Below are 19164 nucleotides of genomic sequence, written 5' to 3' on the forward strand. Positions count from 1 at the left end.
ATATCCCGATGGCGTGGGGTCGACGTCAAGATGGGAAGGGTGATCAGCCCTGCTGCTGATCGATGCCGGGCCCGGCGAAGACGCCGAGCGCGGCGAGGATGGATGCGAGCCGATCGTCAGCCTCATCCGAGCCGTCACTAAGGCGGTCGAGCATCCCGATGAGCCTTTCCCTTCGCCGGAGGGCGTCTTCGTCCGCCGCAGATTTGTCGTCCTGGTCTGATGCGGGGGAGGGGCTCGAATTCGGGAGAAGGTATTCGAATAGGCGATCGACGGCTTGGGTGCGGACGACGAGGCGTCGATGGAGGGCTTGGCTCACGACCGGTTGTCGAACGGCGGTCTCCCGCACGATCGAGCTGTAATTTCCTTGGGAAATGACGGTTTTGCGGATCGCCTGCGACAGGGCGGTCCGCTCCCACTCGGTCATTCGATTTTCCGCTCGCGGTCGCGACATATTCGTATTAGTATTCGAATATGACTGTTTTGGAAATGGGCTTCGCAGAACGTTCGACGTTCCCGGCTAACCTGCTTATGGGAGCGCCAGTGCTGCAGAACTGGCTATTTCCTCACGGCGAGGGGTCGCTATCGTCCAACGTGGGAGCGGCTGACCTGGCGTATCAACGCTGGTTTCGCTTCAAGGAGGCGTATTCGCCGCGTCTCGTCATGGAGGCCCTTCAAGAGAACAGCCGGCCTGTCGGGCGCTGCATCGACCCGACCGGGGGATCGGGGACTACGGCGCTGGTCTGCTCTTTCCTTGGCATCGACTGCGACACCGTGGAGGTGAATCCCTTCATGGCCGACTTGATCGCGGCCAAGACGCGTCGTTACGATACGGGTGCGCTATCGGCCGACATCGCTGCGGTGCTGGGTGGGCGTCCGAAGGACGGTGGCTTGGCGCGGTATGCGCACGCCCCCTCGACGTTGATCGAACCTGGCGACGGCGGGCGTTGGGTCTTCAACGCTCCCGTTGCCGCGCAGATCGGGGCGTTCGCGGACGCGATCGACCTCGCCCGCGAGGAGCACAGGCCGTTCCTTCGCGTGATGCTCGGTTCGGTCCTGCGTGACGTGAGCAACGTCGTCGTGAACGGAAAGGGTAGGAAGTATCGGCGCGGGTGGGACAAGCGCGTGGTCACGGGCGGCCATGTCGTGGATGCGATGCGTGGCGCCTGCAATGCCGGCTACAGCGACATCGTCCGATTCAGTAACCGTTTACAGGGCGATGTTCGCGTGCACCACGGTGATGCGAGGGTGGAGACGGCGGATCTGCCGGAGGCAGATTGCGCAATCTTTTCGCCCCCGTACCCAAACAGCTTTGACTATACCGATATCTACAACCTTGAACTATGGATGCTGGGATATCTGAGATCGGGGCAGGACAACCGGAAGCTGCGGCTGGCGACAATGCATTCGCACGTCCAGCTTAACAGGGAAGGCCGGGAACCGGCGGGCAGCTCACCGGAATTCCTGCGGGCGCTGGAGGCGGTCGAGGAAAGCCGGTCCCAGCTCTGGCATCGGGGAATACCGTCGATGCTGCGCTCCTACTTCGCCGACATGGAGGGGATCATCGCCGACCTCGCCGAGCGCATCCGCCCCGGGGGGCTGATCACCGTGATCGTCGGGGGCAGCAGCTATGCCGGCATCGGGGTTGATGCCCCTAAGATCATTGCTGAGCTCGGTCAGGACATGGGGCTCGACCTAGTGCGGCATTCGCCGCTGCGGGCGATGCGGCTGAGCGCCCAGCAAGGCGGACAGTTTGGTCTCTCCGAAGATGCCGTCGTCTTCGCCTGCTAGCGCTTGAACGTTGACACGACGGCATAGAGTTTCGCCGGATCGGTGAACTGCGCCGTTTCGAGCGATGCCGCCGCCATTGCCTTTATCGCGTCCGTGACCTCCTGAAGCATGAAGTCCTTGCCGATGTCGACGACGCTGGTTCCGATCATCGCCTTGAGATTTTCGCGGCTGAATCGTTCGGGCCAGCGCGAGGCGAGCGTTGCTATCGACACCGCCTCCCAGGCGGAAAGGGCACCCTGGGGCTGAAACATCAGTGCCGCGCGAGCGCGACTCAGTACGCGTGCGCGCTGACGGAGTGGCAGCTTCTCCAGCCACGGCTGAACTTGTGAGGTTGCCTCGTTCCAGCCTTCAGGTTCGAATCTCTCGTGACGCGGCCTCATTAATCTTCGTGCGATGCCCTCGACGGCAAAGAGCAGGACGATCGACACGAATGTCCATGCGGCCGCCCAGTTTGCCCAAGGGCCTGCCAGCCGCATTACCGCGACGGCCACAAAGGCGAGACTGACCAGCGCGCCGCGAACGACCGTCGGGGTGGGCGGCAGTCTGCGCGGATTGGTCGAAGTGATGCCGGATGCGAGGTCCGGCAGCGGCAGTTCCAGATGCACGACCTTCTCGAGATAGTCGCGGGCTAGGTCCGTTGCTTTCTCGGCGACCCCGTCCTTCTTGAGGGCCTCGGCGATGCTCTTGATCAGCTTGTCGCCCTCGTAGGCGAGAAGAAAGGCGATGCGGTTCGCCTTGGGATGGCCGTCGAGTTGGGCGATGGCGCTAAGCACGTCGATGACGTGTGCGGGCGAGCATCGGTCCAAGTCCTCGACGAGGACCACGAAGCGCGTTCCGCGCGGTTGGGCGGCAGCGAGGACGTCGAAGTCGAACGCGAACCGCTCCAACGCGCCGATGGCGTCCGCCTTGGTGCCTCCTAGCATCGACCGGAATGTCTCCACCGCCGGCTGGGACAGCTTGGAGAATAAATAGCCGAGGACCGGAAGGCCGAAGACTCCCAGTCCCTCGATCCAGGTCTTGGGGTTGTTCGCCACGATGCGCGACCATCCCCTGACGTCCGGCAGAAAGTAGAGCGCCATGAGATAGAAGATCGGTGTGAAGATCGCGATCTGGATCGGAAGCGACTGCCGTGCGAGCTTCGCTAGCACGATCCGTCGCGCTGCGCTCTGCCAGTCGCGGCGGATCGCCGTCGAGATCGCGTAGGACAGGTTTGCGAGGAACTGCTCCTGACTGGATGTGCGCCACGCGCTGACCAGAACTTCCCGGTGGCGTCCGTCGCGGGTGAGTTCCTCGGCAGCCATCTGGAGCGCGCTTGACTTGCCGGCTCCCCACGCGCCTTCGATGCCGAGGACGAGCAGCCCGGAGTTATACGGGTCGCGGACGATTCTCGCCACGCTCTTAGCGAATGGCCATCTGCCGAACAGGTCGTCGCCGGGCTTCCGGATGGGATTGCTGTCAACGAGGGACGGGCGACCGGTCATGCTGCTTCGATGTGGCGGTGCCGCAGGCTGAGCGGCGCGGTGGCGCACTCGTTGTTCGGTCCTTGCAACGATGGGCAGTCCATGCAGGTGATGTGGGTGGCGACGCCGTCCTGCGCGAGACGGGAATTGGCGTCGGTGAGAATTCGGATCACGGCGGCCGCCGCCGCAGCCTCGTCAGCCGCGCCTGGGCAGATGGCGGTGACCGCCACCGTCTCAGCATCGGACGTCCTGGTCACGCGGACGACGCGGTCCTTGGGCGTGATGCGGTAGCCGTTCGCGTTGCGGACCCCCACCTGGAACTTCAGGAAGAGATAGATCGCATTCCTATAGTACATCCTCAGGAGCGACCGCGGCGCGCCGCCCTCGAAGAACAGGCGTCCGATGCCGTCGTCGCGGGTCATGCCGGCATGGAAGTCGTTGAGCGACAAAGGCAGGGCCGTGAGCCCTCCATTCTGCCACGCGGTCGCCAGATGCGCGGACAGCATCATCTCGACCGGCGCAGCGAGCTGCAGGCACCCCAGCCTTACCTGGACCGCGCCCGTGTTCGGGTTGAAGGTGACAGAAGTCTGTGCGCCGAGCTGATGCTGATCGAGTGCGGCCTGATGCGCTGCCGCCGTGTTCAGGTCCGTCGCGCCGAGCGCGATCGCCGCGCGGGTGAGGCTCTCGTTGCAGAGGTGGACGGCCCCGGCGACCGCCGCGCCGTTGTTGAGCGCGACTGCCGGTCCCAGCGCGGTCGCGGTGGGCAGGAAGTCGTGCAGGACCAACGTGACCGGAGCGCCTGTCGCCAGCCGGCCGTCGGCGCGTTCCGCGAGCAGCCAGTCGAGCACGGTCTCGACGAACTGCGTGTCCCTGTCGAAGAGGCGGTGCGAGAAGTTGCGCCGCGCGGCCGACATCGCAGCGATCTCTGCTGGGGACATCGGTGGAGGTGGCGTTGTGGCCATCAGGCTGCCCGCCTCGCCTGCAGATAGTCGAAGTAGAGGGCGATGCTCTCGCGGGCGCCCGGCCGGACTCCGTCGACCTCAAAGTCGGCGACGTGGCGCGCAGTCGCCGCCGCGAGATTCTCCTCTCTGAGGTCGCGGATGTCGCCCACGGCCATCCGGCCATCCCGGAAGGTCGCATCCTGGTCGATAATCTGGTCCGCATGGTCCGGGTCGAGCTCGGCGAAGCTGGCGACGAGATCCTGCACGAAGCCTGAGGTCCGCCGTCCCCAGCGCGAGCGCTTCAGGATGCTCGACACCTCGACGCCGGCCGCCGTGATGGCAAACCGGGACTCCCAACCGTCGTCCCGGATGCTTCTGCGTGCTTCAGACGATGCGAAACCGCTGGCAGCGAGGCGCAGCAGCTCTTCCTGGGCCTCGGGATAGAAGGGCCTGTCGCGGAACTTCAGTATCTTTGGAACGGGTTCTTCGACGCCGTGCACCGGGGCGAGGACGGCCGCGTAGAAGAAGAGCAGATGCAGCTTCTCCTGGCTCACGGGGGCAAGGCCCTGGCGAGTGGCCTCTTCGAGGACGAAGATCAGCCAGCCCCGCAGCCGATGTGGGGCGCCGCCGAACTGGATCGGTTCGTCGATCACCGGTCGCCGGACTCCCGTTCTTCCCCGGCCTTCAGCTCGCCTACCGCCTCGCCGTAGCGATCGTCGTAGAACTCCTGGTTCTGCCGATACGCCTTGGTCGGCCGCGCGATCTTCAGAAGGTTGAGGGTCCGGCGTTTGCGCGTGTCCAGATCCTCAGCATCCGGAGTGCCGAGAAGTCTCGCGATCATGCGTTCGCGCGTCAGGTTGCTGGTTACGAGAAGGACGTTGTCGTGGTTTGCGGCGGCGTAGTTTCTCAGAAGCGCGCCGGCCTTCTCGACGAAGAACGCGTCGAGGCTGGCCTCGGGCGTCTCGACGGCCAGCATCGATGCACTGCCGGTCGTCGCCACGTGGAGCAGCGCCATGCGGAAGGCGAGATCGATGAACTCCTTCTGGGATTCCGAAACCTCGGTGTGCCAATTGCGCACCGTCGGCATCGCATCCGCGCCGGAAGCGAGATAGACTTCGAAGGCCGGCCAGTCGATCTTCTCGTCGGACTGGGCGACCCTGGCCTCACGATCGGTGCGGTACCGCAGCCTGCAGTCCTCCACCATGAAGGCCGAGGCATATTCCTGGAAGGCGCTGATGATCGCCTCGTGCTTATCGGCGATGTAGTGTTTCGACTGCTCGACTAGACCCTTGTGCCACGCGACGAGGCCGTCCAACTCAGCCCGCAAAGAGGCGACTTCCGCGTCGATTTCGTCGAGCCGCCCGCGCAATTCGGCGACCTTGGCGATCTGTTCCGCCCGCTGGGCCTCGCTCCGTTCGCGGCGCCTAGCCTGTTCGAGGTGGGTGAGCGTCCGCTGGAGATCGTCGTTCGCGCGTCGGTATTGGACGCTCAGGTCGGCGGACATCTGGGTGAGACGATCGACCAGCCGGCGCTTCTGCTCTGCGGTGGCCTCGGCAGCCCTGAGCTCCTCCAGGCGGGCGTCGCTCAGATCCTCAATGTTCTCCTCGCCGACCGAGATGTCCGCTTCGCAGACCGGGCATTGATGATGCTCCATGAGCATGCGGGCGCGTTCGTATGTGGCCTCCGTCTTGGTCCCGCAGACGAGGCAGCCCTCGTGCGAAGCGAGCGACTGCAGGATCAGGTCACCCGGCGCGCGCACCGCGCGGAAGGCTTGCTGGAAGTAGGCTGCCTCGAGGCTGCGAAGGGTGACCTGGGCCTCGAACGCGTCGGCGCGTGCGCGCAGAAGGTTGTCCTCAGTCTTTCCGATCTCCCCGCTGAAGAACTCGCGTTGAGCCAAGAGATCGTGGCGGGCTTCGTCGAGGGCCGCCACCTCGCTCACCAGGAGAGAGTATTCCTCCATCTCCTCCGTAGCGTCCGGCATCGCCTCCAGCTCGTCGTTGATAGATTCTCGCAGCTTGTTCGAGGCCCAGAGCCGGTTCCTGTATTGGCTGTCCGCGCGCAAGACGTCATTGCGGGCCTTCGCGATAGCCTCTGAGAGCTGCTCGTCGACCAGCAGGATGCGCAGGATCACGAACTGACCGTCGGGATTCCAGATCAGCGGGACCTTGTCCTCGAGGAAGAAGATGAGGTTGCGCACCACAAAGTCGTAATCGTAGCGATAGCTCTCCGACGTTCTCGATTTGGCCCCGGCCACGTCGAAGTTCATGAGCATGGCCATCTTGTCCATGAGTTCGGCATCTGACTCGATGGGATCGATCGCCGCAATCACGTCGTGGCCGTCCACGGCGTATTCGATGAGCGAGAGATCCCGGAGCGAACGCTTCACCTTGAGCGTTCGCGAGCCGAACAGGAACGTGGCGGTGGCGGTGGCGTCGATGGCACCGTCCTTCGCGCGCTGCGAGAAGAAGCTGAAGTTCCTGTCGCGGATCAGTCCCGCCTGACGCCGGCCAGGGCGATCCCGATCCCCCTTTGCGGGGTCGTATGGGCCAACCAGCATTCGAAAGATCACGTTGAGGAGGGTGGTCTTGCCGAGGCCGTTGATACCGACGACCACGTTCACGCCCGGAAGGAACAGGTGGTCGAACCCGTCTTGTGAGCCGTTCACATATGGCTCGTAGCCGCTGATCGCCAGACGCGACAATCGCGGGAACACCAGATTCGGCAACTCGATCAACCCCCTTACCTTTCGGTCCCGCCTGTCGTCGGGACCGAACGTCGACTTGTCCACCTAGCCAAAATCCCGTGGGATTTCAGCTCATTTCGCAGAACTGGTCTAGACTCAAATTACCCCCAAATCGGTTAAGTCTCGACAGCCTCCGCAAATTCCATTCGCGGAACCTGCATTCCTCTTCGATGATGCCTACTCTCCTGTGTCGGAATTGATCAAATGATTCCTTAGCACGTCGAAGTCGCTGGGTCGCTTAGCAGTCACCCCGAAAGCTGCCCGGTCGCTCTCACTCAGAACTTGTCGGCTAAATTCATCGATATAAACTTCCGCTTTCGCTACAGGGATGCCTGAAAGCGGCCTAGCAGCTGGCGGCCCAGTTCTAACCATTCCCTGAGTGAGAGAAAGTTTGGCTCAAGCTAAAATCTCCGAATCGCAGAGTGCAAATGGGAGCCTCCGCTTTGGTTGTAAGGCCCGATTTATAAGATATTGTTTTGGAGATGAGTGCGATCGAGCCGAAGTTTGGCAGTGTAGGACAGAAAAGCGGCATATATGTGCCCTGTCTAGGCACTTCAGTACCCTGGCCATTGAGAGTTGTTGTGAGATCAATCAAAAACCAAAGGGAGGAGGCGGATTGATTCGTGTAATCCGCAAATTTTCTTGAAGGATGCTTTGCCATGTTCGAGGGAAGCGAACGAAGCAGGATGAAATCGGGAGGCGGCAGAGCGCCTCATCAGATTCAGCTTGGGGCAATTCAGCTGCGGGGAGAAAGCTGGACAGGCCAGATGAGATACGAACAAAAAAAGCCGCAACCCCAAAGGGTTACGGCGCATAAGATCGCGGTCAAAAATAACCTATATGGCGATCTTAAACTGCAAGGCCTTGAAAAAAGGGCAGATTCGCCCCTTGTCAAAAGAATGGCTCCCCGGGCCTGATTCGAACAGGCGGCCGTCCGATTAACAGTCGGATGCTCTACCGCTGAGCTACCGGGGAACGTTTGCCTCGTGGCGTGGGCGGGCCTATGCATCAGCTTTTCCGGCCTTGCAACCCCGTTTGCGCGTTATCCACAACTAAACCGCGAATTGCTCCATCGTTATGCGGTCGTCCAGCGCGTGCTCGGGATCGAACAGCAGCGTCAGCGCGATCGAGCGGTCGATCGAGATGTCCACCACCGCCACGTCGCGAATCTCGCGCTGATCCGCCACGGCGGAGACGGGGCGCTTCACCGGATCGATCACGCGGAAGGAGATGCGCGCCGTCTCGGGCAGGATCGCGCCCCGCCAGCGGCGCGGGCGGAAGGCGCTGATCGGCGTCAGCGCCACCAGCCCCGAGCCCAGCGGCAGGATCGGCCCCTGTGCGGAGAGATTGTACGCGGTCGATCCCGCCGCCGTCGCGGCCATCACACCGTCGCACACCAGCTCGGGCAGCACAGTGCGGCCGTCGACGCTCACCTCGATCCACGCCGTCTGCCGCGTTTCGCGCAGCAGCGAGACCTCGTTGATCGCCGGGCTGGCGAAGCGCTCGCCATCGACCGTCTCGGCCTCCATGCGCAGCGGGGCGACCGAGAAGGCGCGCGCGCGGGCGAGGCGATCGTGCAGCGCGTCCAGCCGCCACTCGTTCATCAGGAAGCCGACAGTGCCGAGGTTCATCCCGAAGACGGGACGAATTTCGTGCTGGTCCAGCATGGCGTGCAGCGTCTGAAGCATGAAGCCGTCGCCGCCCAGCGCCACCACCATGTCGGCGTCGGCGATGCCGGTCCATTCGTAGCGTTGACGCATCTCCGCCTCCGCCGCCTGCGCGGCAGGGGTGGGGGAGGCGACCAGCGCCAGACGAGGTTCGCGCCGGTCTTCCCGGCCCACGCCGCGGCTCATCCGCCGGTGACGTTCATATGGCGATCGACGGCGGGCGCGGCGTTGCGTCCGGCGATCTGGAAATGGTGGCGCTGGGGCTTATGGGCCAGCGCCTCGTCGATCGCCGCGTCGAGCGCGGCGCGGCCGCCCTCGCGCAGCGCCTGCTTGAGATCGACGTGGTCCTCGTGGCCGAGGCACATGTAGAGGCGACCCTGCACGGTCACACGCATTCGATTGCAGCCTTCGCAGAAATTGTGGGTCAAAGGGGTGATGAAGCCCAGCCGCCCGCCCGTCTCGGCGACGCGGACATAGCGCGCGGGGCCGCCGGTGCGGTGGGTCTCGGGCAGCAGCGTGAAGCGTTCCTCCAGCGCGCGGCGCACGCCGTCGAGCGGCAGATAGCGATCGGTGCGATCCTCTTCGACGACGCCGAGCGGCATCGTCTCGATCAATGTGAAGTCGAAGCCTTGCGCGCCGCACCATTCGACCATGGCGGGGATCTCGCCTTCGTTGAGACCCTTCAGCGCCACCATGTTGATCTTGATCGCGAGCCCGGCGGCCTTCGCGGCGGCGATGCCGTGCAGCACCTGCGCCACGTCGCCCGTCCGCGTGATGTGACGGAACAGCGCGGGGTCGCGGCTGTCGAGGCTGACATTGATGCGGCGGATGCCGGCCCGCGCCAGCGCGTCGGCCTGCTCGGCGAGGCGGGTGGCGTTGGTGGTGAGCGTCAGCTCGTCGAGCGCGCCGGTCTTCAGGTGGCGACCGATGTCGTGCGCCAGATCGGGAAGGCCGCGCCGGGCGAGCGGCTCGCCGCCGGTCAGCCGGATCTTGCGCACCCCGCGCGCGATGAAGGCGTCGGCCAGCTCGGCCAGTTCCTCCAGCGACAGCAGCTCGCGGCGGGGCAGGAAGCTCATCGCCTCGGCCATGCAATAGCGGCAGCGCAGGTCACAGCGATCCGTCACCGATATGCGCAGATAGTCGATCCGCCGCCCGAAGCCGTCGCGCAGCATCGCGGCGTCCGCCGACGCGCGGGCAGGGGGAGGGGCGACGCTGGTCATCCTGTCAGAGCTAAGCCGTGCGGCCTCGCTCGACAAGGCCGGCCGGAGCGAGCAGGAGGGCCGAATCCTGCCCAAGGCGGGACAGGACGACCGCCAAAGCCCGTTGGCGACGCTCGCAGCGGCGGCTAGCGTGGCGCACGGGATAGTGGGGTGCGCTCCCATGGCGCGCCCGCAGGAGACAAGAGATTTCCATCAGCGACGAAGCTCCGGCCGGGTCGACGCCTCTGTTCATGCTGTCGTTCCGGCAGCGTGACGAAATCGCCCGCATGGCGGAGCGCGCCGGCTGGGCGGCCTTCGCCGCGCGGCGGAGCGAGGGGCTGGAGCGGCGCTTCCTCGCCAGCGGCGCCCGCGTGGCGGTGATCGACGCGCGGGATACGCTGGCCGAGGGGCTGGGCGCGGCGCGCGCGCTCTCGGACGCGGTGCAGGCCAATGGCGCGGCTTTGCTGTTCCTGATCGGCCGGCGCGAGGCGTCGGCGGTGGCGGCGGCGTTTGAGGCGGGGGCGACGCATTATCTCACCTCGCCCTTCGCGGAGGGCGAGTTCGCGCAGGCGCTCCGCTTCGCCAAGCGCCATGCCGACCGGCTTGCGAGCGGCCACCGGGTCGCCGCCGGCGAGGCGCGGATGACGGCGGACGAGGCGATGATCTGGCGCTGGTCGCCCGATCGGCCGGCGATCCTGACGCTGAGCCCGGCTCTCGCGCGCGCCAGCGGCCTGGCGGAGCGCGGCGTCGAGGTGACGCGCGGGCAGGCGCAGCGGTTGCTCGGGCGCGGCGGGATGCGGGCGGCGCTCCACGCCGTCTCGCGGCTGCGCGAGGAGGGCGGCGTCGCTCCCTTCGCCCACAATGCCGCCGACGGGCGCCGGGTCGCGCATCATCTCATGCTGGAGAAGGGCGGCGCGCGCGGGCCGTCCGTGATCGGCCATGTCGAGCCGCTCGACGGCGAGCGGGCCGGGGCGAGCCCGCGCGATCCGCTGACCGGGCTGGACGACGGCCATGGCGCACGGCGCTGGATCGAGGCGCGGCTGGCGCGTGGCGAGCCGACGATCCTGCTGGTGATCGGGCTCAGCCGCTTCGATACGGTCAATGCCGCCTTCGGGCGCGCGGTGGGGGACACGATCATCGGCTCGGTCGCCCGCCGGATCGAGCGGATCGCCGGGCCTCTGGCGGCGCATCGCCGGATGGTCGCCCGCCTCGCCGGCGCCGAGTTCGCGATCGGGATGCCGACGCCGAGCACCATCGACGAGGCCGAGATGCTGGCGGGCGAGCTGCTCGCGGCGATCAGCCGCCCCTTCGTGGCGGGCGAGCATGTCGTGACGCTCACCGCCCGCATCGGCATCGCCGGCTCGCGGCCCGACGAGCGGGATGCGAGCGAATTGCTGCGCCGCGCCAGCCTCGCGCTGGCCGATGCGCGCGAGGGCGAGGCGGGGCGGGTGCGCGTCTTCGCCGAAGGGCAGCAGAGCCGCCGCGCCGAGGATCGCCGGCTGGAGCTGGACCTCCGCCACGCGCTCGACGAGGACCGGATCGAGATCCTCTGGCAGCCGCAGGTGTCGGTGGCGACGGGGCGGATCGTCGGCGTCGAGGCGCTGGCGCGCTGGCGGCATCCGGTGCTGGGCGAGCTGGGCGCGGAGGCGCTGTTCGCGGCGGCCGAGCGCTCGGATTATCTGGTCGAACTCTCCAACCATGTGCAGGCGAAGGCGATCGATGCCGCCGCCGCGTGGGAGGGCGCGTTGGCCGACCTGCGCGTGGCGATCAACGTTACCGCCGCCGATCTCGCGGAGCCGGGCTTCGCCGGCCGGATGCTGGCGCGCGCCGAGGCGACGGGCCTGCGCGAGCGGCTGACCGTGGAGGTGACCGAAAGCGGGCTGATCGAGGATCTGGGCCACGCCGCCGAGATTCTCGCGGACCTGCGTTCGGGAGGCCTGCGCGTTGCGATCGACGATTTCGGCACGGGCTATTCCAGCCTCGCCTATCTGAAGGCGCTGCCGCTCGACACGATCAAGATCGACCGCCGGCTGGCGCAGGACATCGTCGGCAGCCCGCGCGACCGCATCGTGGTGCGCTCGGTGATCGACATGGGCCGCTCGCTCGGCCTCGCGGTGATCGCGGAAGGCGTCGAGACGGAGGACCAGCTCACCCTGCTGGCGCGGGCGGGCTGCAACTTCTTCCAGGGCTTCCTCTGCTCCCCGCCGGTCGACGCCAGGACGCTGGAGGAACTGGTCCGCTAGTCCCCTATCTGGGGCAGGGGCCGAGGAGCTTGCCCGATCCGGTGAAGCTCATCTTCATGCCGCCATGCGCGCCGCTGGTCGTCATCGTGCCGGTGCTGCTGTAGCTCGTCGGCGTGAAGCGGCCTTCGCTGTGCATCGTCATGTTCGGGCACATCATGTCGACCCGGTAGACGCCGCCCGCCATGGTGAAATTCTTCACCTGGCACTTGCTGTCATGCTTCATCGCCTCCTGCGGGCCGCGCGCGGCTTCCTCGGGCGTGACGCAGTGGCGGATCGTGTGGGGCGTCTTCATGGCGGCCATCATGCCGGGCGGCGCGCCGGGCATGTCCACCGAGGTGACGGTGCTGCTGTTCTCCCACAGGCCCGGCGATATCGGTCCGGCGGCCTGAGCGGCCAGCGGCAGGGACGCGAGAAGAGCGAAAGACAGGATACGCATCGGCAACCTCCCTTGTTGACGCCTTGTATCGCGGCGGAGTGACACACGGAAGGCGCGCCCGCCTCGACTTCGCCATAAGGACGAGGCAAAGCGCACGACCATGACGAAGCCCCGTTTCTCCTTCCAGATCGCCGCCACCGACGGCCGGGCGCGCACCGGCACCATCCAGATGCAGCGCGGCGAGATCCGCACGCCCGCCTTCATGCCGGTCGGCACCGCCGCCACCGTCAAGGCGATGAAGCCCGCTGACGTCCGCGCGATCGGCGCCGACATCATCCTCGGCAACACCTATCACCTGATGCTCCGTCCCGGCGCCGAGCGGGTGGCGAAGCTCGGCGGCCTGCACAAGTTCATGCAGTGGGATCGCCCGATCCTGACCGACAGCGGTGGCTATCAGGTGATGTCCTTGTCCGCGCTCACCAAGCGGAGCGAGGAAGGGGTGGCGTTCGCCAGCCATGTGGACGGCTCGCGCCACATGATCTCGCCTGAGCGCTCGATCGAAATCCAGCGGCTGCTCGGCTCCGACATCGTGATGGCCTTCGACGAACTGGTGCCGACCACCTCGACCCGCGAGGTGCAGGCCAAGGCGATGGAGCGCTCGATGCGCTGGGCGAAGCGCTCGCGCGATGCGTTCGACGGCGGCGGGGACCATGCGGCGCGGGCGGCGCTGTTCGGCATCCAGCAGGGCGCTTTGGACGAGACGCTGCGCAAGGCCTCGGCCGACGCGCTGCTCGACATCGGCTTCGATGGTTATGCGGTGGGCGGCCTCGCGGTGGGCGAGGGGCAGGAGGCGATGTTCGCCTGCCTCGATTATGCGCCGGGGCAGCTCGATCCGATGAAGCCGCGCTACCTGATGGGCGTCGGCAAGCCCGATGACATCGTCGGCGCGGTGGAGCGCGGCATCGACATGTTCGACTGCGTGCTGCCGACCCGCTCGGGCCGCAACGGGCAGGCGTTTACGTGGGACGGCCCGCTCAACATCCGCAACGCCAGGTTCGCCGAGGACCAGTCCCCGCTCGATCCCGAGAGCCCGACGGCGGCATGGTCGAAGGCCTATCTCCACCACCTCGTCCGCTCGGGCGAGATGCTGGGTGCGATGCTGATGACCGAGCACAACCTCTGGTTCTACCAGCGCCTGATGCAGGAACTCCGCGCCGCGATCGCGGAGGGGCGGTTAAGGAGCTTCGCCGATGGCTTCCGGGCGCGATACGGGGCGCGGGGGAAGTAAGCGAGACTTACGCTAGGATGGGGCGCTCGGACGGGCGGTCGCTCGGGCGGATGGCGGTGATGGGGACTTAGCTTATGGTCGTGACCAGTGGCTTAGCAGCCGGCCCGGCGCAGAGCGCGGAGCCGGGTGCATTTAGCCTCTTAAAGCGTCGCGGTAATCGTGAAGCGAGCGGATCTCGGCTCCAGCGGATGGACCTGATAGCCCGTCACGCCTTCTGCCGGCTCACCGGGCAGGCGGCTGGTGTAGTAGTAATCGGCGGCCTCATCCTTGCTATTGAACAGGTTGAAGACACCGACGCCGAGCTTCCAGTGCGGCGAGACCGCATAGGCGATGTCGAGGTTGAACTCGCTATAGCCCTTGTCCGTCGGGAAGGCGTCGCCGTCGCTCAGGCGGTGCGTGCCGAGCCGCCGCCATTGCAGGCCGCCCGACCAGCGGCCGAGGCCATCGACGAGGATGCCCGCCGAGTAGATGAAGTTCGGCGCGTCGGCGATGTAGGGCCCGGCCAGCCCGAAGGCCGCGAGATCCGCCGTCCGGTAGCGCGGCCGAGAGAAGGCGAGATCGGCGTTCAGCTCCAGCCAACGGAACGGGTGATACTGGCCCGAGACCTCGACGCCCTTGCGGCGGCTGGGTGCGCCGGCTTCGTCCTGCCCGACGTCGGGATTGTATACTAGCTCCGAGCCGAAATCCTGCTCGAAGAGGGCGAGCTGGAGCGAGAGCTTGGGGATGATGTCGGAGCGTAGGCCGATCTCTTTGCCCGTCGTTTTGGCGAGCAGCGGTGTCGGGCCGGCGGCGAGTGGCACGCCTTCGCCCGGCACCGTGCCGAACACGCCGCGCGCATCGTCCGAATGGAAGCCCCGGCCATAACTGAAATAAAGCTCGGTCTTCGCCCACGGCCCGATCGCCACGCTCGCCTTGGGCTGGGCCAGCCACTGATGGCCGGTCCCGCCGCCGCCGTTGGTGCGGCTGGTGTCGGTGGCGTGGTAATATTCCTCACGGAAGCCGACGATGGTGCGCAGCCATGGCGTCCAGTGCAGCGTGTTCTGAACATAGGGCGCGAGGTCGAGGAGATGCACGCGGTCCGCGTTGCAATAGCCGCCGACCGCCGCATAGGGCAGCGCCGGCCCGTCCTCCTGCTCCAGCATGCAATAGTCGAGCGTCTGGCGCTTCAGCGTGTGGCGCCGGTCGACGAAGACGGTGTCGTAGCGGCCCTGGAAGCCGACGACCGTCTCGCTCTGGATCGTGCCGAAATCGTGATGCAGCGTGTAGGTGGTGAGACCGCCCAGCGTGGTGCGGCTCTCGTCCTGCTGCTCCTGATCGCCGTTGATCGGGTCGTCGAGATAGTGGGTGAAGTTGTTCCATAGGGTCATGGTGGAATGGATGCCGTAGAGGCTGACCGCGAGCTGGCCCGGCCCCACCGGCTTATCGAGATGCGTGGAGAGGCTGTAGCGGAGCGAGCGGCTGTGATCGCTCGGGTCGAGCGTGCCGAAGCGGCTGATCGTGCCGTCCTCGATCGCGCGGAGCGGCTGGTCGGTGATGAGCCCGCCCGCGCTCTTATAGTACATGCCCGTCAGGCTGACGCCGTCGCTGGCCGTCCCCTGACTGTAGCGCAGGACGGCGTTGACCTTCTTGAAATCCTGTCCGGGCTTCCACGGCCCGTCATAATGGCCGAGTTCGACCGCGCCGAGCAGGCGCTGGTCGCCCGAGAGATGGACGGTACCGGCGCCGAACAGCGCCTGATAGCCCTCGGTGCCGACGATCGCCGACACCTGCGTCGGGATCTCGTTCGCGAGGCGCGTGTGGGAGGAGGCGACCGAGCCGAAATCGCCGATCCCGGCAGTGTAAGGCCCCTTGGTGTAGTCGATGCCACTCACCACCTGCGGGATCAGGAAGCCGAGATCGGAATAGCCTTGACCATGGGTGTTGGTCGGGCGGTTGACCGGCATGTCGTCGACGAAATTGGCGAAGTCGGTGCCATGATCGAGATTATAGCCACGAATGAGATACTGGTTCGCCTTGCCCTCGCCCGAGTGGATCGTGACGACGAGGCCGGGGATGCTCTCGTAGAGCTGGCCGGGGCGGTAGATCGGCCGGAGTGCGACCTCCTTCTGCGTGATGGAGCCCTGGCTGGCGGTCGCGGCCTTGCCGAGCAGGTCGACACGCGAGGCGGTGACGACGATCGAGCCGTTCTCCGCCGCCGGTGCATCCTCCGCCCAGGCGGGAGCAAGCGGCACGGCGGCGAACAGCAGCGAAAGATCGCGAACCCGGCGGGAGAGACGGCCGGAACGATGGCGAGACATGAAACAAAACCCCTCGGCGCCGAGCAGCGTCGGGCCGGGGCCTGCCGTGCACGCGCACGGTGGCGCGCGGACCGGGCGGCGCCACACCTGGTCCACGACATCCAGGCGGCCCCCGCCGCATGACGTCGCTCGACCGGACAGGTCCGTGCCTCGGCCATCCCCTGGACCAGGCAAGAGCGACCAGACGCCGGCAGGTCTCCTGGCTCGCGGGTCATCGCTTGATGCACGGCCTTCCCAGGCCTCGCAGGATTTAGCGTCCGGCCCAGTGGCTGGCGGCTCGGGACATTCTGCCCGCCGCACCTGTGCATCGCGCTCGCCGCTTACAGTTGCAGGGACAGCCTCGGATTCGGGCGGCCGGGCCGTCCTCACCGCGTTCCCTATTAAGCCCCTTTCGGGGCACCGGCGCGATCTGCGGACACGAGGCCCGCGACGCGTTGGTTATCCGCGCGGGCAGTGGGAGACAACCGCTTTAAGGGCGCTCATAACAATATAAGGAAATCTTTATATCCGACTTGACGAGAGCATGGCCGAAGCGGATGCTTGGGGGGTCGAGGTTCTCCGGTCGGATTCGTCCGCGCCGGAGCTAAGACGGGAAGCCGGTGTGAAACCGGCGCTGCCCCCGCAACTGTAAGCGGCGAGCGGCGGTCGTTACGTGTCACTGGCGGGGCTCGCGCCCTGCCGGGAAGGCCAGACCGTCCGCGTTGACCCGTGAGCCAGGAGACCTGCCTCCGACGCGATAACGTCCACCGGCGGGGTGCCCGGTCTGGTCGCTTGCAGATGCGCGGCCGGGCTTGTCCGGGCGTGTGTGCTGCCTGTGCCCGGTCCCGGGTTTCCCGCCCCTCTTCGGGGTTGGAGACCATGACTGTTACCGTTGCCACGCTTGGCTTCCCGCGTGTGGGGCCGCGCCGCGAACTGAAGTTCGCTCTTGAGAAATATTGGTCGGGCAAGGCCAGCGAGACCGAGCTGCTCGAAGCCGCAGCAGGCCTGCGCACCGCCGCCTGGGCGCGACAGAAGGCGCTGGGGGCCGACTGGCTGCCGTCCAACGACTTCTCGCTCTACGACCATGTGCTCGACATGAGCGTCATGCTGGGCGCGATCCCGGACCGCTACGGCGCGGCCGCGGGTCAGGCCGATCTCGCCACCTATTTCGCGATGGCGCGCGGCACGACGGGCGCGGAGGATGGCTGCGGCCATGCCCATGCCAGCCTCACGGCGTGCGAGATGACCAAATGGTTCGACACCAATTACCATTACATGGTGCCCGAGCTGGTGCCGGGGCAGCGGCTGGCGCTGGGTCGGCTCAAGCTGGTCGACGAATATCGCGAGGCGCGCGCGCTGGGCTATGAGACGCGGCCCGTGCTGCTCGGGCCAGTGACGTGGCTCAGCCTCGCCAAGGGGCGCGGCGTCGATCCCTTCGAGATGCTCGACGAGGTGCTGGGTCTCTATGTCGCGATCCTCGGGCAGCTCGCCCATGCCGGTGCGGATTGGGTGCAGATCGACGAGCCGATCCTCGTGCTCGATCTCGACGAGACGCAGCGGCAGGCGCTGACCCGCGCTTATGCCAAGCTCGGCCGCTGCAATGTGAAGTTGATGCTGACGACCTATTTCGGCGGTCTCGACGACAATCTGAGCTTCGCCGCGACGCTGCCGGTGTCGGGCCTGCACGTCGATCTGGTGCGGGCGCCGGGGCAGCTCTATGCGGTGCTGAAGGCGGCGCCCAGGTCGTTGCTGCTGTCGCTTGGCGTGGTGGACGGGCGCAATGTTTGGCGCGCCGATCTCGAAGCGCTGCTCGACCGGCTGGAGCCGATCGCGGCAACGCGCGATCTGGTGCTGGCGCCGTCCTGCTCGCTGCTTCATGTGCCGGTCGATCTCGCGCTGGAGACGAAGCTCGACGAGGAGGTGACGCAGTGGCTCGCCTTCGCCGTGCAGAAGGTGGAGGAGCTCTCCACCCTCAAGCGTGCGCTCAACGAGGGGCGGGGGAGCGTCGCCGCCGAACTCGCCGCCTCGACGAAGGCCGCCGCCAACCGCCGCACCTCGCCGCGCATCCACGACAGGGCGGTCGCCGAGCGTGTCGCCGGCGTGACGTCCGCCATGCGCGAGCGCCGCTCAGGCCATGCCGAGCGCACCCGTGCGCAGGCGGAGGTGCTGGGCCTCCCGGCCTTCCCGACGACGACGATCGGCTCCTTCCCGCAAACGGCGGAAGTCCGCCACGCCCGCGCCGAATATGTCCGCGGCCATCTCGACGATGCGGCCTACGAACAATTCCTCCGCGAGGAGACCGAGCGCGCGATCCGCTGGCAGGAGGAGGCCGGCCTCGACATGCTCGTCCATGGAGAGTTCGAGCGGAACGACATGGTGCAATATTTCGGCGAGCAGCTCTCCGGCTTCGCCTTCACCACCAGCGGTTGGGTGCAGTCCTACGGCTCGCGCTGCGTGCGGCCGCCGATCCTCTATGGCGACGTCTCCCGTCCGGAGGCGATGACCGTCGCATGGTGGCGGACGGCGCAGGGCTTCACCGACAAGCCGGTCAAGGGGATGCTGACCGGCCCGGTGACGATCCTCAACTGGTCCTTCGTCCGCGACGACCAGCCGCGCGAGGCCTCCTGCCGCCAGATCGCGCTCGCGATCCGCGACGAGGTGCTCGATCTCGAAGCGGCCGGCGCGAAGGCGATCCAGATCGACGAGGCGGCGCTCCGTGAAGGCCTGCCGCTGCGCAAGCGCGACTGGCAGGCTTATCTCGACTGGGCGGTGGACTGCTTCCGTCTCTCGGCGGCGGGCGTGGCGGACGCGACCCAGATCCACACCCACATGTGCTATTCGGAGTTCAACGACATCCTGCCCTCGATCGGCGCGATGGACACCGACGTGATCTCGATCGAGACGGCGCGCTCGCAGATGGAGCTGCTCGAAGGCTTCGCCCGCTATCGCTATCCGAGCGCGATCGGGCCGGGCGTCTACGACATCCACGCGCCGCGCGTGCCGACGGAGGCGGAGATCGTCGCGCTGATGCGGCTCGCGGGGCGGCATCTGCGGCCCGAGCAGCTCTGGGTAAACCCCGATTGCGGCCTCAAGACCCGCAAGTGGGAGGAGGTGAAGCCGGCGATTGCGGCGATGGTCGCGGCGGCCCGGACGCTCCGCGCCGAACTGCTGGTCGAGGCGTAA

At 66.5% G+C, this 19164-nt stretch carries 13 protein-coding genes, 1 tRNA gene and 2 riboswitches; of the genes, 4 read left to right on the forward strand and 10 right to left on the reverse strand.

The window, feature by feature from the left end; genetic code table 11:
* Nucleotides 1–43: 43 nt before the first annotated feature.
* Complete coding sequence (locus ST3T6A_RS0108065; protein WP_019832407.1) at nucleotides 44–424, reverse strand: hypothetical protein; 381 nt, start codon at nucleotides 422–424, stop codon at nucleotides 44–46.
* Between the two features lie 47 nt (nucleotides 425–471).
* On the opposite strand from ST3T6A_RS0108065, the gene ST3T6A_RS0108070 reads away from it, so the two are divergent.
* On the forward strand, nucleotides 472–1788 hold the full coding sequence (locus ST3T6A_RS0108070) for a hypothetical protein (RefSeq protein WP_157602590.1): 1317 nt from the start codon (nucleotides 472–474) through the stop codon (nucleotides 1786–1788).
* Here the strand turns inward: ST3T6A_RS0108070 and ST3T6A_RS0108075 are convergent.
* The 7 genes from ST3T6A_RS0108075 to moaA form a co-directional block, all read right to left on the reverse strand.
* Nucleotides 1785–3269: a KAP family P-loop NTPase fold protein gene (locus ST3T6A_RS0108075; protein WP_019832409.1), complete on the reverse strand. Its 1485-nt coding sequence runs from the start codon at nucleotides 3267–3269 to the stop codon at nucleotides 1785–1787. The two genes, ST3T6A_RS0108070 and ST3T6A_RS0108075, sit on opposite strands and share 4 nt — an antisense overlap.
* Nucleotides 3266–4186, reverse strand: a complete 921-nt coding sequence (locus ST3T6A_RS0108080; protein ID WP_157602593.1) for a hypothetical protein — start codon at nucleotides 4184–4186, stop codon at nucleotides 3266–3268. The genes ST3T6A_RS0108075 and ST3T6A_RS0108080 overlap by 4 nt, the downstream gene beginning before the upstream one ends.
* A 23-nt stretch (nucleotides 4187–4209) precedes the next feature.
* A complete protein-coding gene (locus ST3T6A_RS0108085; protein ID WP_019832411.1) occupies nucleotides 4210–4842 on the reverse strand; it encodes a hypothetical protein in 633 nt (210 codons plus the stop codon).
* Nucleotides 4839–6923 (reverse strand): hypothetical protein, encoded by a 2085-nt coding sequence (locus ST3T6A_RS0108090; protein WP_019832412.1) that lies wholly within the window; start codon nucleotides 6921–6923, stop codon nucleotides 4839–4841. Before ST3T6A_RS0108090 ends, ST3T6A_RS0108085 begins: the two co-directional genes overlap by 4 nt.
* Nucleotides 6924–7832: 909 nt before the next feature.
* Nucleotides 7833–7907: transfer RNA gene (locus tag ST3T6A_RS0108095), tRNA-Asn, on the reverse strand.
* Nucleotides 7908–7984: 77 nt separating this feature from the next.
* Nucleotides 7985–8785 (reverse strand): NAD kinase, encoded by an 801-nt coding sequence (locus tag ST3T6A_RS0108100; protein ID WP_019832413.1) that lies wholly within the window; start codon nucleotides 8783–8785, stop codon nucleotides 7985–7987.
* Nucleotides 8782–9819, reverse strand: a complete 1038-nt coding sequence (gene moaA / locus ST3T6A_RS0108105; protein ID WP_019832414.1) for a GTP 3',8-cyclase MoaA — start codon at nucleotides 9817–9819, stop codon at nucleotides 8782–8784. Before moaA ends, ST3T6A_RS0108100 begins: the two co-directional genes overlap by 4 nt.
* A 266-nt stretch (nucleotides 9820–10085) precedes the next feature.
* Here moaA and ST3T6A_RS0108110 point away from each other — a divergent pair, with 266 nt between their 5' ends.
* Nucleotides 10086–12041: a putative bifunctional diguanylate cyclase/phosphodiesterase gene (locus ST3T6A_RS0108110; protein ID WP_235785751.1), complete on the forward strand. Its 1956-nt coding sequence runs from the start codon at nucleotides 10086–10088 to the stop codon at nucleotides 12039–12041.
* Nucleotides 12042–12045: 4 nt separating this feature from the next.
* Here the strand turns inward: ST3T6A_RS0108110 and ST3T6A_RS0108115 are convergent, their stop codons facing one another.
* Nucleotides 12046–12477, reverse strand: coding sequence for a DUF3617 domain-containing protein (locus ST3T6A_RS0108115; protein ID WP_019832416.1), 432 nt, complete (start codon nucleotides 12475–12477; stop codon nucleotides 12046–12048).
* A 100-nt stretch (nucleotides 12478–12577) separates the two neighbouring features.
* On the opposite strand from ST3T6A_RS0108115, the gene tgt reads away from it, so the two are divergent.
* The gene (gene tgt, locus ST3T6A_RS0108120; RefSeq protein ID WP_019832417.1) at nucleotides 12578–13705 is read left to right on the forward strand and encodes a tRNA guanosine(34) transglycosylase Tgt; all 1128 of its coding nucleotides are present in this window, start codon (nucleotides 12578–12580) and stop codon (nucleotides 13703–13705) included.
* Nucleotides 13706–13845: 140 nt separating this feature from the next.
* On the opposite strand, the gene ST3T6A_RS0108125 is transcribed toward tgt, so the two are convergent.
* Nucleotides 13846–16002: a TonB-dependent receptor gene (locus ST3T6A_RS0108125; RefSeq protein ID WP_019832418.1), complete on the reverse strand. Its 2157-nt coding sequence runs from the start codon at nucleotides 16000–16002 to the stop codon at nucleotides 13846–13848.
* A gap of 172 nt (nucleotides 16003–16174) precedes the next feature.
* Nucleotides 16175–16421, reverse strand: a riboswitch (cobalamin riboswitch).
* 115 nt (nucleotides 16422–16536) lie between these two features.
* A riboswitch (cobalamin riboswitch) is annotated at nucleotides 16537–16746 on the forward strand.
* Nucleotides 16747–16860: 114 nt separating this feature from the next.
* Here ST3T6A_RS0108125 and metE point away from each other — a divergent pair.
* Nucleotides 16861–19164: a 5-methyltetrahydropteroyltriglutamate--homocysteine S-methyltransferase gene (metE, locus tag ST3T6A_RS0108130; RefSeq protein WP_026359535.1), complete on the forward strand. Its 2304-nt coding sequence runs from the start codon at nucleotides 16861–16863 to the stop codon at nucleotides 19162–19164.

The sequence above is a fragment of the Sphingomonas sp. PR090111-T3T-6A genome, assembly GCF_000383095.1.
In the GTDB taxonomy this organism is placed as follows: Bacteria; Pseudomonadota; Alphaproteobacteria; order Sphingomonadales; family Sphingomonadaceae; genus Solisphingomonas.